Source organism: Bacillus sp. RC251, assembly GCF_044908765.1.
GTDB lineage: Bacteria > Bacillota > Bacilli > Bacillales > Bacillaceae_G > Bacillus_A > Bacillus_A wiedmannii.
Window position 1 is genome coordinate 1,430,877 of record NZ_JBIYDP010000001.1, and the last position, 16,594, is coordinate 1,447,470.

14 protein-coding genes and 3 pseudogenes are annotated in these 16,594 nt (G+C 34.2%); 14 read left to right on the top strand and 3 right to left on the bottom strand.

The genetic code is table 11. The annotated features are described in order from the left end of the window. Positions 1–13 precede the first annotated feature (13 nt). Positions 14–1,573, bottom strand: coding sequence for a glycoside hydrolase family 10-like protein (locus tag ABH961_RS07280; protein WP_098132541.1), 1,560 nt, complete (start codon positions 1,571–1,573; stop codon positions 14–16). Positions 1,574–1,799: 226 nt separating this feature from the next. On the opposite strand from ABH961_RS07280, the gene ABH961_RS07285 reads away from it, so the two are divergent. The 10 genes from ABH961_RS07285 (at position 1,800) to ABH961_RS07330 (ending at position 11,414) form a co-directional block, all read left to right on the top strand. Further along, positions 1,800–2,105 carry a PTS sugar transporter subunit IIB gene (locus ABH961_RS07285; protein WP_000865895.1) on the top strand — a complete coding sequence of 102 codons (306 nt, stop codon included), beginning with the start codon at positions 1,800–1,802 and terminating at the stop codon, positions 2,103–2,105. 11 nt (positions 2,106–2,116) lie between these two features. Further along, positions 2,117–3,400 carry a PTS sugar transporter subunit IIC gene (locus tag ABH961_RS07290; protein ID WP_098123780.1) on the top strand — a complete coding sequence of 428 codons (1,284 nt, stop codon included), beginning with the start codon at positions 2,117–2,119 and terminating at the stop codon, positions 3,398–3,400. Between the two features lie 78 nt (positions 3,401–3,478). After that, positions 3,479–3,745 (top strand): hypothetical protein, encoded by a 267-nt coding sequence (locus tag ABH961_RS07295; protein ID WP_098123781.1) that lies wholly within the window; start codon positions 3,479–3,481, stop codon positions 3,743–3,745. Positions 3,746–3,767: 22 nt separating this feature from the next. Further along, a complete protein-coding gene (gene anmK, locus ABH961_RS07300) occupies positions 3,768–4,916 on the top strand; it encodes an anhydro-N-acetylmuramic acid kinase AnmK (RefSeq protein WP_098814319.1) in 1,149 nt (382 codons plus the stop codon). Between the two features lie 18 nt (positions 4,917–4,934). Continuing rightward, on the top strand, positions 4,935–5,834 hold the full coding sequence (locus ABH961_RS07305) for a BadF/BadG/BcrA/BcrD ATPase family protein (RefSeq protein WP_404519139.1): 900 nt from the start codon (positions 4,935–4,937) through the stop codon (positions 5,832–5,834). A gap of 134 nt (positions 5,835–5,968) precedes the next feature. Further along, positions 5,969–6,517 carry a glycerol-3-phosphate 1-O-acyltransferase PlsY gene (gene plsY / locus ABH961_RS07310; RefSeq protein WP_098132538.1) on the top strand — a complete coding sequence of 183 codons (549 nt, stop codon included), beginning with the start codon at positions 5,969–5,971 and terminating at the stop codon, positions 6,515–6,517. A gap of 69 nt (positions 6,518–6,586) precedes the next feature. Beyond that, positions 6,587–8,170: an aminotransferase class V-fold PLP-dependent enzyme gene (locus tag ABH961_RS07315; RefSeq protein WP_404519141.1), complete on the top strand. Its 1,584-nt coding sequence runs from the start codon at positions 6,587–6,589 to the stop codon at positions 8,168–8,170. 86 nt (positions 8,171–8,256) lie between these two features. After that, positions 8,257–9,258, top strand: a complete 1,002-nt coding sequence (gene tdcB / locus ABH961_RS07320) for a bifunctional threonine ammonia-lyase/L-serine ammonia-lyase TdcB (RefSeq protein WP_048546847.1) — start codon at positions 8,257–8,259, stop codon at positions 9,256–9,258. A 241-nt stretch (positions 9,259–9,499) separates the two neighbouring features. Beyond that, positions 9,500–9,970: a MarR family transcriptional regulator gene (locus tag ABH961_RS07325; RefSeq protein ID WP_048546849.1), complete on the top strand. Its 471-nt coding sequence runs from the start codon at positions 9,500–9,502 to the stop codon at positions 9,968–9,970. Between the two features lie 208 nt (positions 9,971–10,178). Next, positions 10,179–11,414 (top strand): MFS transporter, encoded by a 1,236-nt coding sequence (locus tag ABH961_RS07330; RefSeq protein ID WP_098152946.1) that lies wholly within the window; start codon positions 10,179–10,181, stop codon positions 11,412–11,414. Between the two features lie 273 nt (positions 11,415–11,687). Here ABH961_RS07330 and ABH961_RS07335 read toward each other — a convergent pair whose 3' ends face one another. Beyond that, positions 11,688–12,017: a YkvA family protein gene (locus tag ABH961_RS07335; RefSeq protein ID WP_048546852.1), complete on the bottom strand. Its 330-nt coding sequence runs from the start codon at positions 12,015–12,017 to the stop codon at positions 11,688–11,690. Positions 12,018–12,258: 241 nt separating this feature from the next. Here ABH961_RS07335 and ABH961_RS07340 point away from each other — a divergent pair. Next, positions 12,259–12,945, top strand: a pseudogene (locus ABH961_RS07340) (MBL fold metallo-hydrolase). A 225-nt stretch (positions 12,946–13,170) separates the two neighbouring features. Here ABH961_RS07340 and ABH961_RS07345 read toward each other — a convergent pair. Then, a complete protein-coding gene (locus ABH961_RS07345) occupies positions 13,171–13,665 on the bottom strand; it encodes a hypothetical protein (protein ID WP_098047806.1) in 495 nt (164 codons plus the stop codon). 169 nt (positions 13,666–13,834) lie between these two features. Here ABH961_RS07345 and ABH961_RS07350 point away from each other — a divergent pair. The 3 genes and pseudogenes from ABH961_RS07350 to ABH961_RS07360 form a co-directional block, all read left to right on the top strand. Then, positions 13,835–14,038, top strand: a pseudogene (locus ABH961_RS07350) (YolD-like family protein); the annotation flags it as partial. A gap of 66 nt (positions 14,039–14,104) precedes the next feature. Further along, a pseudogene (locus ABH961_RS07355) lies at positions 14,105–14,467 on the top strand (helix-turn-helix domain-containing protein); the annotation flags it as partial. A gap of 179 nt (positions 14,468–14,646) precedes the next feature. Next, positions 14,647–16,023 (top strand): DEAD/DEAH box helicase, encoded by a 1,377-nt coding sequence (locus ABH961_RS07360; RefSeq protein WP_404519144.1) that lies wholly within the window; start codon positions 14,647–14,649, stop codon positions 16,021–16,023. Positions 16,024–16,594 lie beyond the last annotated feature (571 nt).

The window sequence follows — 16,594 nt, forward strand, 5'->3', positions numbered from 1 at the left end:
TTTTTATTAGTTGTTATTTTGCTTTAACGGTTGTATGACTAGAAGCAACACTTTCATTATGCAATCGATCAACTGCAGTTACTACATAAGTGTACGTTTCTCCAGAAATAGCTGTTTTATCTACATAAATTTCTCCAAGTTTTGTTTTTCTTACAGTAGTAAGTAAATGTTTTGGATTTTGTATATCCACTTCATTTTTGCCATTCACACGGTAAATGGCGTAATAAGCAGAGTCATTATCTCTATTATCAATGATACCTACTGCAATACCTTCATCGCTTGGAATAGCACCTTTTAAAGTCGGTTGTTTTGGTGGATCATGATCAAGCCAAGGCATAGGTGGGATTAATGCAGGATGTTTATATATGTCGTTTGTGAGTCTAGCTTTAATGCCTAGAGGATTGTTATTCATATCTTTTAAGCTAAAATGCATACTACCTTTTATTTCAGGATATAACCGGTTTAATGCAAGTTGTCTTGGGTATTCTTCAGGATCAGACCAAGCTGGGACAGAATTATTATTAATTTTATACGCCGCCTGACCGATGTATAGGTGAATCGGTTTATTATTTGTTTCTTTTACCCACCAATCTACTAATATGTCATATGCAGCTGGTGTGAAACCAATATTCCAATATATTTGCGGTGTAATGTAATCAATATAACCTTTTTGTATCCATTCACGTGTATCAGCATAAAGGTCATCATAGTTTCTTTGGCCTGCAGTTGTGTTAGAGCCAGTTGGATCGTCAGCTATATTTCGCCATACGCCGAACGGACTTATGCCAAACTTTACGTATGATTTTTCTTGTTTTATAGCAGTATTTAAACCTTTGACAAGTTCATTTACATTGTCACGTCGCCAATCTTCTATATTTGTAAATTTACCTTTATTATATGTTTCGTACGTTTTTTGATCGGGGAATTGTTCACCCGCTACTTTATATGGATAAAAATAATCATCCATATGTAATGCATCAACATCGTAATTTTGTACAATTTCTAAAGCACCTTCTGTTATAAATTTTTTCACTTCTGGAATACCAGGGTTGTAATATAATTTCCCGCCATAAGGTACAACCCAATCCGGATGCTGTTTTGCAGGGTGATTATTCGATAATCGATTTATATCGGTGTGATTCATCGTTATTCGATATGGATTAATCCATGCGTGGAATTCTATATTTCTTTTATGTGCTTCTGCAATCATAAATGCGAGTGGATCATATCCAGGGTCTTTTCCTTGTGTCCCCGTAATGTATTCAGACCAAGGACCGTAATTTGAAGGATAAAAAGCATCAGCAGTTGGTTTAATTTGTACAACGACTGCATTCATACCAGTGTTTTTTACATCGTCTAATAATCTAATAAATTCTTGCTTCTGATTTCCGACGGGTAAGCCAGTTTTTGAGGGCCAATCAATATTAAGAACAGATGCGATCCATACAGCACGTAATTCATGTTTTTTATACGTAGTATTTACTTCAGCATAAGTAGAGTGAGGAGAAATGAAAGAGAAAGGAATAAAAAAGATGACGATACAACATATCACTAATAAACGTTTCATGATTATTTATACGCCTCCCTATTATATGGTTAGCTAATATGATATCCGAGGTGAGGTTGTACTTACAATTGAGAAAAATAAATATTGAAACATTAATTTAATAGGAAAAATATTTTTACTGAAATTTACTTTCAATATAACTAAATTCTTTTACTTCTTCATATGCTTGTTAGTAAAGTGAAACTTCCTTTCATCCGAAGGGGATAATTTATAAGTATAGGAGGATTAATAAATGAAGGTTTTATTCGTTTGTTCTGGAGGGATGTCCAGTGCAATTGTTGTAAACGCTTTAAAAAAAGAGGCGGAGAAAAAAGGTGTAAACATGGAAGTTCATGCCATTGGAACAAGTGAGATAGAGGAAGAAGTAAAGAATGGCTGGGACGTTGTAATGGTTGCACCTCAAGTAAGACATAGATTTGACTCTGTTAAAAAATTCGCAGAAGAGGAATCTATCCCGTGCGGTATCATACCGCCACAAGCATACACGCCGCTTGGCGGACCGACTTTATTAAAAACTGTAAATGATTTAATTAGTTAGGGGGAAGCGTTATGAATAAATTTGTCACGTTTCTTGATAGAAACTTATCTGGACCGATGGCAAGGCTTTCTGAACAGAGGCATTTACAAGCAATCCGTGATGGAGTTATTTCAGCGTTACCATTTATTATTGTAGGAAGTTTCTTTTTAATCGTAGCATTTCCACCATTACCGAAAGATAGTTTCATATCTGTTTGGGCATTAAAAAATCAAACAAGTATATTAATACCATATCGTTTAACGATGTTTATTATGTCTTTATATATAGCATTTGGAATAGGATATAATTTAGCGAAAAGTTATAAACTAGATGCTTTATCAGGAGCACAGCTTGCAGTATGTTCATTACTATTAACATTAACGCCTGAATTAATTGATAAAAAAGGGTTTATGCTTCCGATGACAAATCTCGGAGGTCATGGATTATTCGTAACGATGATTGTTTCTATTTTATCAGTTGAGATATTAAGATTTTGTAAGACGAAAAATGTAATGATTAAAATGCCAGAACAAGTACCGCCGTCTGTTTCACGTTCGTTTGAAGCACTTATACCTGCTGCATTCGTTATTATTTTAATGAGTTTAGTAACTGTCGTTTTTAGTATTGATTTACATCATGTAGTTGATAAATTAGCGGCACCGTTAGTAAAAGCTGGTGATAGTTACTTCGGTGTAATCATTCCAGTATTTTTAATTACATTTTTTTGGTCATTCGGAATTCATGGTGTGTCGGTTGTTGGAACTGTTGCCCGGCCATTATGGGAAGTATATTTAGGGAAAAATGGTGAAGCAGTTGCTAGTGGCGCAAATCAGTTACCATTCATTTCACCAGAACCATTATACCAATGGTTTATATGGATTGGTGGTTCGGGCGCAACGCTAGGACTTGTATTAGCTATGATTGTATTTGGTAGATCGAAATATTCGAAAGCATTATCGAGAAGTTGTATTGTACCTGGTATTTTTAATATTAATGAACCTGTTATTTTTGGATTGCCAATCGTACTAAACCCAATATTAATTATCCCATTTATCATTACACCACTAGTAACAGCAACTATTGCATACTCAGCAACTGCGATGGGGTTTGTTACACCAACACATATAATGCCTCCATGGACATTACCAGCTCCAATTGGTGCATATTTAGCAACAGGTGGGGATTGGAGAGCGATTGTACTCGTATTTATCAACATAACAATTTCATTCCTTATTTATTTACCATTCTTTAAAATGTACGACAAAAACATGCTTGAAATTGAGAAAAATGGTGATGGGGGATCTGTTAATCCGTAAGTTTTATATTTTATTTTTGAGTGATAGGCATTTTGTCTATCACTTCTTTCACATGAAGTCCAGAGAGGGTGAAATGGAATGAATATAAAATTTAGTTATAAAGGTGTATTTTTATTATTATTTGGAGTGATATGTGCAAATTTCCTTTTTGTACCTTTATTAAGAATGCTACATTTATCACAAATGTATAGTATATGGCTCGTTACAAGCATTGCGGCAAGTATTTTGCTTACAGTAGTTGTTTCTTTCATTGATGGATCGTTTGCATCAAAAGCTCAGTTGTTTTATAGATTTATATTATTTTCGATCGGTTGTACGTTTGTAACTTACATGATCGTTTTTTAGTAAAGGGGAGGTCATGCATGTTATGTATATTGCAGGGATAATGTCCGGTACTTCGTTAGACGGAATAGATGTAGCACTCGTTCATATAGAAGGGAGTGGTGTAGGCTCTAAAGTTGAACTCATCCATTTTATTACTGTGCCATTTTATAATGATATGAAAAATGAAATCCAGCAGGCATTATCAATAGAAAATTCAAATGTACAACTCATATGCAGTTTAAATTTCAAACTCGGTTTATGCTTCGCAGGTGCTGTAAAGGAAGTTTGTAAAGAGGTCAACTTTCCTTTGAAACAATTAGATTTAATAGGTTCTCATGGACAAACGATTTATCATCAGCCAAAGCAAGATGGTAATATGATTCCTTCCACATTGCAAATTGGAGAACCAGCAGTTATAGCATATGAAACGAATACGACGGTTATTTCTAATTTTCGAACGATGGATATCGCAGCAGGGGGGCAAGGTGCACCACTTGTACCATATTCAGAAATCATTTTGTATCGTCATCCAACTAAAAATAGACTACTACAAAATATTGGCGGGATCGGTAATGTTACAGTAATACCAAGTCACCTAAGTGATAAGAACGTTATAGCTTTTGATACTGGTCCAGGTAATATGATAATTGATGAAATGTGTCAAAGGCTATTTCAGTTGTCATATGATCAAAATGGTAAGATTGCAAAACAGGGAGTAGTTGTAGATGAAATATTGACCTATTGTATGAACCATCCATTTTTGAAAATGAATCCACCGAAATCAACTGGTAGAGAACAGTTTGGAGAAGAATTTGTCAGTGAGTTGTTGAAGCAGTATGAAAAGCATAGTAAAGAAAATATATTGACGACTGTCACGATGTTTACAGCAAGTTCAATCGTTCATCAGTATAAGGAGTTTATTCTGCCGTATTATGAAATCGATGAGGTGATTTTAGGCGGTGGCGGCAGTTATAATCGTACACTTGTTGAAATGATACGGTATGGATTGAAGGATGAAAAATGCGCCATATTCATTCAAGAAGATATAGGCTATTCTTCAGAGGCGAAAGAAGCAATCGCCTTTGCCATTTTAGCAAACGAAACGTATCATCGTAATCCGAGTAATGTGCCAAGTGCAACAGGTGCAAAGCAATCTGTAGTTTTAGGGAATATAACATTCCCTCCAATTTGAAGAGAATGAGGCGAACATATGAAATATATGATTGGAGTAGACGGCGGGGGAACAAAGACAGAAGCAATTGCATTTAATCAAGACGGAAGTGAACTTGAAAGGGCTACGAGTGGTTTTGGAAATATATTAATAGATTTTGAAGAAGCACTTTTTCATATTATGGAAGCGATTGATCAATGCCAGAGAGGGTTATTAAATGGGAATTGCGTGTGTATTTGTTTAGGATTAGCGGGTGTAAGTGGAGCAAATACGAATGAGTTAACATTACGTCTAAAAAAGAAGTACGGAACACAAATTGAAGTTTTTAATGACGCAACGATTGCTCATGCAGCTGCTTTAAAAGGAAAGGATGGGATTTTAACAATTGGCGGTACAGGTGCGATTTGTTTAGGAAAGAAAGGAGAAGTGTACGAGTATAGCGGTGGATGGGGACATATTTTAGGAGATGAAGGAAGCGGATATTGGATTGGGTTACAAGGTTTAAAGAGAATGGCAAATCAATTTGATCAAGGAGTTCCACTTTGCCCATTAAGCTTAAGAGTTCAAGCAGAGTTTCAACTTTTGACATTGTCTCATATAAAAAGACTAGTATATAGTTTTTCAAAAGATAAAGTTGCAGCAATCGCACCATTCATTATTGAGGAAGCGAGAAATGGGAATGATGACGCACGTGAAATTATGGTGCAAGCGGCTACGGAATTAACGAGAATTACGGTGAATATTTACAATAAGATGCAGTTTGATTTATCAACTTCAATTGCAGTAAGTGGCAGTATATTACGTTTCGTTCCTGAAATATATGCTGAATTTAAGAAATGCTGCGAGAAAAGTATGGGAGAAGTTATATTTGTATCACCATCAGAACTAGCAGTGAAAGGAACCTATTACTTAATGAAGAATTTATATTTTAATAAATAGCTACATGAGAATTTTTGTATGATTTGTAAAAATATGATGTTAAAATGTATAAAGGGATGTAAAGTAAGAAAAGTACAATATACATAGTCATTGAATATTGTATAAGTACTCCCATGTAGAAAGTGAATGATTACATGATTAATAGTATGCAATTTTTGTATTTGGTGGCTTCTTATTTATTTGGAAACATATTGACCGCTTATATAGTGACGAAATGGAAACATAATGTTGATATTCGGCAGGAAGGAAGCGGTAATCCTGGCGCAAGAAATATGGGGCGAGTATATGGAAAAGGGTATTTCGTCGCTACATTTTTAGGTGATGCGATCAAAGGGGCAATCGTAATTTCTATTGCAAAATACCTTTTTGAAGATTCTACATTTGTAATGTTAGCTTTACTGGCTGTTTTACTTGGACATATTTACCCGATTTTATTTAAAGGCAAGGGTGGAAAAGGCATTTCAACATTTATTGGAGGATTAATTGCATTTGATTATTTGATAACGCTTACCCTTGTTGCTGTTTTCATTATATTTTATTTAATCTTTAAAGGATTTACTAAGCCAGGACTAATTACAATCGCTTGTTTACCAGTCTGCATGATTTTGTATTCTTACTCTATTGTTACGACTATATTAAGTGCACTTATCATTGTACTTATTTTATATGTAAATCTAGAATGAAATGAACTTTTTATAAGTGGAGTTAATCTCCACTTATAATTTTTATTAAATACATAAAGGAGAGAAGGCATGGGGTTAATTTATAAAGTTGCTGATCAAGCTTGGGAATTTGAAAGTATACATAAGTTGAATTATAAAACATTTGTAGAAGAAATTCCGCAACATGAAGAAACGAAAGAGCGTGTTCGTATAGATCGTTTCCATGAAGAAAATACATATTTAATTTGTTTAGATAACGATAAGTTAGTAGGTATGGTTACATTGCGAGGAAAACGACCATTCTCGTTAGATAATAAAATTCCAAATCTAGATTATTATTTGCAAGAACATGGAGAAAACGTATATGAAATTCGTTTACTTTCAGTAGAACGTGAATATAGAAATGGAAGAGCGTTGTTAGGTTTAATTCGCTTTTTACATCGTTATTTGCTTCTAAATGGATATGAATTGGCACTCATTTCTGCTACAACACGTGAACTACCTCTATATGAGCAAATGGGATTCAAATCTTTCCATACGTTAGTTGGTACAGAAGAAGCAGCCTTCCAGCCAATGTATGTTACCCCTGCTATGTTTGAAGCATCGAGTGTTGGGGGAATTATGACGAAAGAATATACGTTTTTACCTGGTCCAGTAGATATTGAAGAAAATGTTCGAAAGGCATTTTCTACTAAGCCTATTTCGCATCGTTCTAAGTCATTTCAAGTGACAATGGACAATGTGAAAAAACGGTTACTTCACATGACAAAAGCAAAGCATGTACAACTTATGTTAGGAACAGGGACGTTAGCAAATGATGCTATTGCTTTACAGTTACGTTCTTTAAAAGGGAAAGGACTAGTATTAACAAATGGGGAATTTGGTAATAGATTAGTTGGACATGCAGCACGCGCGCAATTACATTTTGATACGTATAAAAAAGAAATGGGAGAACCGTTTATTTATACCGAATTAGAAAAAATAATGGGAACTGGCGATTATGAATGGCTTTGGTTTGTTCACCATGAAACATCAACCGGAATGTTAAATGATTTAGACGAGCTAAATGTTTTAAGTAAAAAGTATAATGTGAAGCTATGTGTAGATTGTATCAGTTCGATTGGAGCAATACCGATAGACTTGAAGGATGTATATTTTGCAAGCGGTGTTAGTGGAAAGGCAATTAAATCGTTTACTGGATTATCTTTCGTTTTTTATAATCATAATGTGAAAGTAAACGAGACATTACCGGCCTATATGGACGTTGGTATGTACGAAGAAAATGAAAGTATTCCATATTCTCATTCGTGGAATTTAATTTATGCACTGCAAGAAGCATTAAAGAGATTTGAAGATGCAAAAGCATTTGAAAAAATAAACGAGACGTATGCATATATTGAACAAACTATTACCAATATGGGTTTAAATCTTGTTTCACTTAAAGAACATGCCGCGCCAATTATAGTTACCATTCAATTAAATGAAAATCAGTCTTCTAAGGCGATTGGTGATGCGTTAGCGTTACAAGGATACATTGTTCATTATGAGTCATCTTATTTACAAAAGAATAATTGGATCCAAATTGCATGCCTGAATCATTACAAAGAACGTGATATGAAGAGGATGTTGAATTGTTTACAACTGTGTGTATTACAGAGTGAGGTACATATATAAAGACTTTTTCTTAATATAGTTGGTTTCGTATAAAGGAGTTGCTACATACGAAAACTTAGGAATAGACCATTGGAAGAGGTGTTAGTATGATAACTAAAAAACTACCATTACATATAGATGATATTAAAAAAGCTCAAAACATTTTAGACAGAAATGCTCGTAAAACGCCTTTAGTAAAATCATTTTATTTGACTAGTAAAACAGGTGGAGAAATTCACTTGAAATTAGAAAATATGCAATTAACGGGTTCTTTTAAATTTCGAGGTGCATTTAATAAAATGTCACAGTTGACAGATCAAGAAAAAGAGAGAGGAGTAATTACTTGTTCCGCTGGTAATCATGCACAAGGAATTGCTTTATCTGCTCATTTACTTGGTATTAAGAGTAAAATTGTGATGCCAATTTCTGCCCCTCAGGCGAAAGTTGAAGCAACTAGAGGATATGGATCAGAAGTGATTTTATACGGTGAAACTTTTGATGATGCAAAGGCAAAATGTGAGGAGATAATAAGGGAAACAGGTGAAACATATTTACATCCATATGACGATGTAGAAGTAATGGCTGGTCAAGGTACGATTGGTTTGGACATTCTTGATGATATGTGGGATGTTGATACTGTCATTGTACCAATTGGCGGAGGTGGCATTATTTCTGGTATTGCAGTTGCATTAAAATCTTTTAATCCATCCATTAATATAATTGGTGTCCAAGCAGAAAATGTTCATGGGATGAAGGCATCTTATGACAAAGGTACAATTGTAGAACATTATGAGGCGCCTACTATAGCAGATGGTTGCGCAGTTAAAATACCAGGCGATTTAACTTTTGAAGTTGTAAAAGAATTAGTAGATGATATTGTAACAGTGTCAGAAGGTGAATTAGAAGTAGCGATGAAAGACTTATTACAACGTGGAAAAGCTGTTGTAGAAGGTGCTGGTGCATTAGCTACTGCTGCCCTACTTGCAGGGAAAGTGGATACATATATTAAAGGGAAAAAAGTAGTCGCGGTTATATCTGGTGGGAATGTAGACTTGCAGCGCATTTCCAGTGTTTGTGAGCAATTTTTTGTAGCTAATGAAGTGAAATAGTATTTAAAAAACATAAATTTTATGAAAGAAGAGCTAAGAAAACTAGTCTTAGCTCTTACTTTTTATCTAATGTGTAGTACAAGTTTTAATACACATGCCTTATTTTCCGTATAGTGAATTATTTTATTTAAGCGTCTATTTTCATTTATAACTCAAATAATTATATCAATATTGTCGAAACGGAAACAGAAATTTAATATAATGGTCTTAACGTATGAATGAGCGGTTAGGAGGATAGACCATGAATAAGGAAGAACAGGTCATGAACGGTTTCAGGGAATTATATAATAAGATGGTTTGGCTTAATAAGGATAAGATGGAAGTAGGTCTTAAAGGTTTTAAGTCTTCTGAAGTACATTGCATTGAATATATTGAAAACAATGCAGATTCTAACGTGACACAACTTGCAGAGGCTTTTTATGTGACTCGCGGTGCAATAAGTAGAATGACTAAGAAGCTCATAAAAAAAGGCCTTATGGAAAGTTACCAGAAATCAGATAATAAAAAAGAAATCTATTTTAGGCTTACTGAACAAGGGAAAGAAATATATAAAATTCACGAAGAGTTGCACAATGAGTTTCAAGAGAGGGATAAAGCCGTATTTGAGCAAGTAACCGAGTCAGAATTCGACAGTATAATTAGCTTCGTGGAAAAGTATAGTAGGCATTTGGATGCAGAAATAAAGAAACAAGGTATACATATTAAGTCGTAATAAAGTTGAAGCATTCGGGCATTAACGGGTAGTTAATCCCGAAAACGAACTTAATTGCTCGTTAATCCGGGATACATTTAAATAATAAAAAGGTAGCCTGCTCACAGTAAGGATACCTTTTTATTATTGTATTTTTGTTGACTAATCAACAAAACGGAGTTAATATTTTGTTGACAAAGCAACAAAATATTTTAAGAGGAGAAGTTAAATGTCTATATTTAGATCACAAAATGAAAGTGAAACTGAAAAAAATATTGATAAACATGCTTTAATATTCGGCCTTATTTCTGTATTTCTTTGTGGAATAGGTTTCAGTATCATACTGCCTGTTGTTCCATTCTTAGTGCAGCCTTATATAAGTAGTACGGAAGAACAGGCTCTAGTTGTTACGCTATTGACCTCTGTTTATGCGGTCTGCGTGTTTTTCGCTGCTCCTGCACTCGGAGCTTTAAGCGATAAATATGGCCGTCGTCCATTACTTTTAATATGCCTTTTCGGTTCTGCAATCGGGTACTTAGTTTTTGGTATAGGAGGGGCTTTATGGGTACTATTTGCTGGACGCATAATTGAAGGTATAACAGGAGGGAGTATAAGTACAATTTTTGCATATTTTGCAGATATCATTCCTCCAAAGCAGAGAACGAAGTATTTTGGGTGGGTGAGTGCAGTGGTAGGTGCAGGAACCATTATTGGACCAACTCTTGGGGGATTACTTGCAAAGTTTGGTCATTCTGTACCTTTATATTTCGGAGCGTTCATAACTTTATTAAATGTTTTATATGGGATGAAATATATGCCTGAGAGTCTTGACAAAAATAATAGGTTAAAAGAGATTGCTTTTGTAAGGTTAAATCCTTTTGTACAGCTTGCAAACATACTTTCCATGAAAAATTTAAAATGGTTACTCATCTCAGCGTTTTTACTATGGATACCTAACGGATCTTTACAAGCGATTTTCACACAATTTACGATGGATACTTTTAGCTGGAAGCCTGCACTAATCGGACTTATGTTTTCAATTATGGGATTTCAAGATATCATTTCACAAGCTTTTATAATGCCAAAACTTTTGATCAAGCTTACTGATAAACAAATAGCAATACTTGGGATGGTTTCAGAGATTATTGGCTATAGTTTTATTGCCGCATCAGCTTTATTTTCCCTATATCCTCTTCTAATTGTTGGGATGTTACTGTTTGGTTTTGGTGACTCAATTTTCGGGCCTTCATTCAATGGGCTGCTTTCAAAGTCTGTCGATTCTAGTGAACAAGGAAGGATTCAAGGCGGTAGCCAATCTATTCAAGCTTTGGCAAGAATGATTGGTCCAATTATTGGAGGACAAATTTATGTATCGCTTGGTCATGCTGCACCTGCTTTTATGGGGATGATGCTTATAGTAGTGGCAATAGCAGTTTTGTATAGGGGGACGCATGTAACTGTATAAACTATCTGCACTAATATGGTCTTTCTTTATATAAGGATGTCTCTACGGGAATCTTTCCTGAATGAATTGAATAACAGATAAATATAAGAACAAATAATAGGGTGTCAGAACTTAGGAACAAGTACTGGCCCCTATTTGTTTACGACTTGAGAGCTAAGAGAAATTAAGAATTTATTCTGTAATGCTCTCATGATGAAGGTTAAATAGAACTATCAATAATTAAAGTTAGCTTTTTTGAAAGTAAAAAGCTAGGTAAATGACTAGATAGTTTCATTATACTTGTGCTGAAGTAAATAATGACTCCATTTTTACTTTGCTCTTCTCTCGAATTTCAGCGTCCGCATGGCGCATTACAAATTTATGCGCTATAGCAATTGCTAAAACATCATCTAATAAGCCAATCCCAATAATAGCAGCTATATCTGGAATGAAGTCGATTGTTAATACGTAATAGGTTAAAGCGGCTAATATTATGAATTTCGCTTTAGTAGGTAACCCTTTTTTTCTCATTGTGTAGTATAAAATAATACTTTCATATACGCTAGATTTCCCGAGGTTTGCTGAGCTTTTTTTGAATTTTTTCCAAAGTGTCTGTTTCTCCATAGTAACACTCCTTTTACAAAAACATAGATTTTTTAAAAGGATAGACAAAAAAGTGAAGAAGTAATCAATTTTATTATTTATCTTATTGTATATTTCCATAAAAATAAGGAATTACCTGTTCAAAATAATAGAATGTTGGTTATGTAACGACTCATAGTGTTTCGTTACATAAGTATGTACAGTAAAATGTATGTGGATGATTTATTAGCAAACATCTAATAAAGGGTATGGGGGGAAAAAAGTGAAGATAATAGAACTACCAATTGAATTTGAATTTAATGGGGCAAAACAATGTATATATCCGAGCTTACTTATATTAAACAAGGAATTAACTTTAGTAGATACAGGTTATATAAACTTTTTACCTTTAATTGAAGATGCAATTGTAAAACATGGGTATGAGATGAAAAACTTAAAAAATATAATTATTACTCATTATGATGACGATCATATAGGATCTTTATATGATTTCAAAGTGAAATATCCTCACATTAATATTATTGCTAGTGAAATAGAATCTAACTACATTAATGGTGAAATAAAATCGGAGAGACTAGTTCAAGCTGAAGAAATGTTAGAACATATGCCAATTGAAGAGAAAGAATTTGGTGAATGGTTTATACAGCAATTAAAAAATATAAGACATATTTGCGTCGATGAAAAAGTAAGTGATGGTCAAATGATTTTAAATGATGAATGTCAAATAGTAGCGACGCCAGGACATACTTCGGGGCATATTTCATTATATTTTCCGGACTTAGAGTGTGTAATCACAGGGGATGCGGCAGTTCAAGATAATTGAGAATTAGTAATAGCTAATCCGAATTTTTGTTTAAATATAGAAAAAGCGGAAGAATCTTTAAAGAGAATAAAAAACCTTAAAGCAGCAACGTATTATTGTTATCATGGAGGAAAGCTTACTGTATAAAATAATAAAAAACGATCTTTCCTATATCGAAAAGATTGTTTTTTAAATTCATAGATTCTGCAATTCTAATTAATTCATTAAAAATGTTTTTATAAGAAAAAAGCCAAGTCTTTAAAAGAGCTGGCTTCATGAATTCATCATGTGAATGAGCTTATCACCATCAATTAACTTAATATTTTTATTCGCAGCATATTGCTTGCGTTTTTGTTGGAATTACTCAGTAGTTTAGTCGTCACAAATATCCTCAGCTGTTAAAACCCCAAATATATCTTCATATACAGGGCTAGTATCCACATAGGAGGAAGAACGCATGCTCTCGTTACTAGAAAAAGTTACTCTAATTTCTACAGAGAAATTTAATTCATCTTCAATTCGTTGAGCACATGTTTGATAGTTCTCCCTAATCTCTTGTAGACAGCTTACAATATCTTCTCCATATATTGGATGATTTATAATTATACGTAGTTGTCTGTTGTTTTCTGGTTGCTCATTTAGGAAATAAGCGCTATCCAATTTAATATCTTCGCCAGTGATAGAAGAAGATACAATTTCTTCTATCACTGTAGCCAAAGTCTCATCACGCATTTTTTCTATTTTACTAATAATCCCGAGCTTTTTAGATGCATTACGTATCAACTTATTTTCTTTTTGATTATGCTGATGAATGAGTTGTTCCAGGTCGTCCAAAAAACATAGTAACTCCATGTGGTTATCTATCATTATGTAACCCCCTCTTTTTAAATATAGTGAGATGTAAAGGGAAATATTCGCGGAAAATGAATTGGTACTAGCAATTGACAACCTATTGTGAGCATACACTGATAGGGCTAGAAGCCGCTAACAGAAGCATGTCCAAGAAAGAGTGGGTGAGTGGTAAATACAAACTTAGGAGGAAAAGGAATTTATAGAAAACATATTATTATGCTCATTGTTATCTGAATAAGAAATGCTAATTACATATTATGAGGATGGTTTTTTGCTCAATGGATATATGACTGTGATTGATATAGATCCGTTAAATAGTGCATTAATCTGTACAGATGTTTTTTACCACAGGGTCGCACTTGTTTTTTTGATATTATTACTAGTAAAAAAGCTGAATCTTAGGATGTGCACCCCAATTGTTAGACACAAACAACAATTGGAGGTGTACTTTTTTATAGTTAAATTCTCACTAGAAGAAAAAGTAGTAAAAAAATATTCAGATGAAGGTGACGGAGTGAAAAGACTTGCGGGATCCATAAAGGTTCATCCGAGTGTACTCCAGCAGTGGATTAAACAATATAATGCGGTAGGTGAAAAACGCTATAGAAGATATCCCCTGGATTATAAACTGGATGTAATTAATTATATGGATAGACAAGGGACATATATTTGAGAAACAGGGGCTATTTTTAATATCCCATCTTATGGAACGGTTCGTAGGTGGAAGGAAGCATATGATTTAAAAGGCGTGGATTCCCTACATGAAAAGAAGAGAGGGCGTCCAACTATGAAAAATACAAATACAATAGAAAAATTAAAAAGTTCATTTTGTCTACGACTTATATGGAAGCATTAATAAAATCAGAGAAAAAACAAAAAGAATTTATCCAACTAGTACACGATGAATATAAAAAATAAGATAAGAATTTTTTTATTTTTCATATTTGGCGAAACAAATGGTACAATGAAAGCTAATGTGAAAAATAAGGAAAAGAAGTGGTCTATTTGAAAAACTTTTTAGAATTAGGAATTAGTGAAACTTTTAATCATACATTACGTGAAAATGGAATTACAGAAGCAACACCAATTCAAGAGCAGGCAATTCCAGTTATTATGTCAGGTAAAGATATTATTGGACAGGCGAAAACAGGAACGGGTAAAACGTTAGCATTCGTGTTACCGATTTTAGAAAAAATCGATCCAGAGTGTAGTGATGTTCAGGCTTTAATTGTTGCACCAACAAGGGAACTAGCACTGCAAATTACAACTGAAATTAAAAAAATGCTTGTTCAAAGAGAAGATATTAATGTACTAGCGATTTATGGCGGGCAAGATGTAGCACAGCAATTGAGGAAATTAAAAGGCAATACACATATTGTTGTCGCGACACCAGGACGATTATTAGATCATATACGTCGTGAAACAATTGATTTAAGTAATCTTTCAACAATTGTACTAGATGAAGCGGATCAAATGCTTTATTTCGGTTTCTTATACGATATTGAAGATATTTTAGATGAGACACCTGGTAGTAAACAAACGATGTTATTTTCAGCAACGATGCCAAAAGATATTAAAAAATTGGCGAAACGTTATATGGATGAGCCGCAAATGATTCAAGTACAAAGTGAAGAAGTAACGGTAAATACAATTGAGCAGCGTGTCATTGAGACGACAGATCGTGCAAAGCCAGATGCACTTCGTTTTGTTATGGATCGTGATCAGCCATTTTTAGCAGTTATTTTCTGTCGTACAAAGGTTAGAGCAAGTAAGCTTTATGATAATTTTAAAGGACTAGGTTATAATTGTGCTGAACTTCATGGTGATATACCTCAAGCGAAACGTGAAAGAGTCATGAAGAGTTTCCGCGAAGCTAAAATTCAGTACTTAATCGCAACGGATGTAGCAGCTCGTGGACTTGATGTAGATGGTGTAACGCATGTATTTAACTTTGACATTCCTGAAGATGTAGAAAGTTATATTCACCGCATTGGCCGAACAGGACGTGCAGGTGGATCAGGTATTGCAATTACGTTCGTTGCAGCGAAAGATGAAAAACATTTAGAAGAAATTGAAAAAACGCTTGGTGCACCAATACAAAGAGAAATAATCGAACAACCGAAGATAAAACGTGTAGATGAAAATGGAAAACCGGTACCAAAGCCGGCTCCGAAGAAATCAGGCGAGTATCGTCAAAGAGATAGCCGCGAAGGTTCAAGAAGTGAATCAAGACGTGATTCGAGAAATAGCTCGAGAAGTGATTCAAGAAATAGTTCGAGAAATAGTTCTAGAAATGAAAATAACCGATCATTTAATAAGCCAAGTAATAAAAAAGGTAGTACAAAGCAAGGTCAGCAAAGACGTGGCCGTTAAATAGTTATAATTGTAAAAGAGTCGCAAAATATTGTGGCTCTTTTTTTGTTTGTATACAACAAGGATGATGACAAGAAAAAAACAAAATTTCATTCACCGCATTTGAAATTTATAAAGGAAATTTTATAGTCCAAAACCATTAGTGCAAGGGTATTACTATCATTCAGCAGAACACTTTGGTTAAAAGAAAAGGTATTGAAGCGAGCGAGTATTTTCATTATACATTCCGCAATTATTGAAATAGAACAAGAGAAGTTTATGAAGGATTAAACTCGTATTGGTGTACGATCGTTGGAAACTGGAAAACTAATTTGTTAGTTTTGATCGATGAGGAACTCGAGAAGCACCACTGCCATCCTTATGGGGAATTTGCTTACGACGACGATGAAGGTAATGTAGTGATAATATGCGAAATAAGAAAAAAGGACTAGCAGTCGTACCTGCCGTCCTTTAATAGGAGAAAAAGTAATCTTGTTTAGAACTACGCATAAACAGAAAATCTGCTTGTAATTAGTTTTACCCTAAATATACGTGTCTATACAAAAAAGGGATAAGTAAAAAATACTTATCC

Excerpts from the sequence above, each read along its gene's own strand:
- ABH961_RS07315 (WP_404519141.1), top strand. The coding sequence starts at position 6,587 with ATGGGGTTAATTTATAAAGTTGCTGATCAAGCTTGGGAATTTGAAAGT.
- ABH961_RS07290 (WP_098123780.1), top strand. The coding sequence starts at position 2,117 with ATGAATAAATTTGTCACGTTTCTTGATAGAAACTTATCTGGACCGATG.
- ABH961_RS07335 (WP_048546852.1), bottom strand. The coding sequence starts at position 12,017 with ATGGAGAAACAGACACTTTGGAAAAAATTCAAAAAAAGCTCAGCAAAC.
- ABH961_RS07330 (WP_098152946.1), top strand. The coding sequence starts at position 10,179 with ATGTCTATATTTAGATCACAAAATGAAAGTGAAACTGAAAAAAATATT.
- ABH961_RS07325 (WP_048546849.1), top strand. The coding sequence starts at position 9,500 with ATGAATAAGGAAGAACAGGTCATGAACGGTTTCAGGGAATTATATAAT.
- plsY (WP_098132538.1), top strand. The coding sequence starts at position 5,969 with ATGATTAATAGTATGCAATTTTTGTATTTGGTGGCTTCTTATTTATTT.
- ABH961_RS07305 (WP_404519139.1), top strand. The coding sequence starts at position 4,935 with ATGAAATATATGATTGGAGTAGACGGCGGGGGAACAAAGACAGAAGCA.
- ABH961_RS07285 (WP_000865895.1), top strand. The coding sequence starts at position 1,800 with ATGAAGGTTTTATTCGTTTGTTCTGGAGGGATGTCCAGTGCAATTGTT.
- anmK (WP_098814319.1), top strand. The coding sequence starts at position 3,768 with ATGTATATTGCAGGGATAATGTCCGGTACTTCGTTAGACGGAATAGAT.
- ABH961_RS07345 (WP_098047806.1), bottom strand. The coding sequence starts at position 13,665 with ATGATAGATAACCACATGGAGTTACTATGTTTTTTGGACGACCTGGAA.
- ABH961_RS07295 (WP_098123781.1), top strand. The coding sequence starts at position 3,479 with ATGAATATAAAATTTAGTTATAAAGGTGTATTTTTATTATTATTTGGA.
- tdcB (WP_048546847.1), top strand. The coding sequence starts at position 8,257 with ATGATAACTAAAAAACTACCATTACATATAGATGATATTAAAAAAGCT.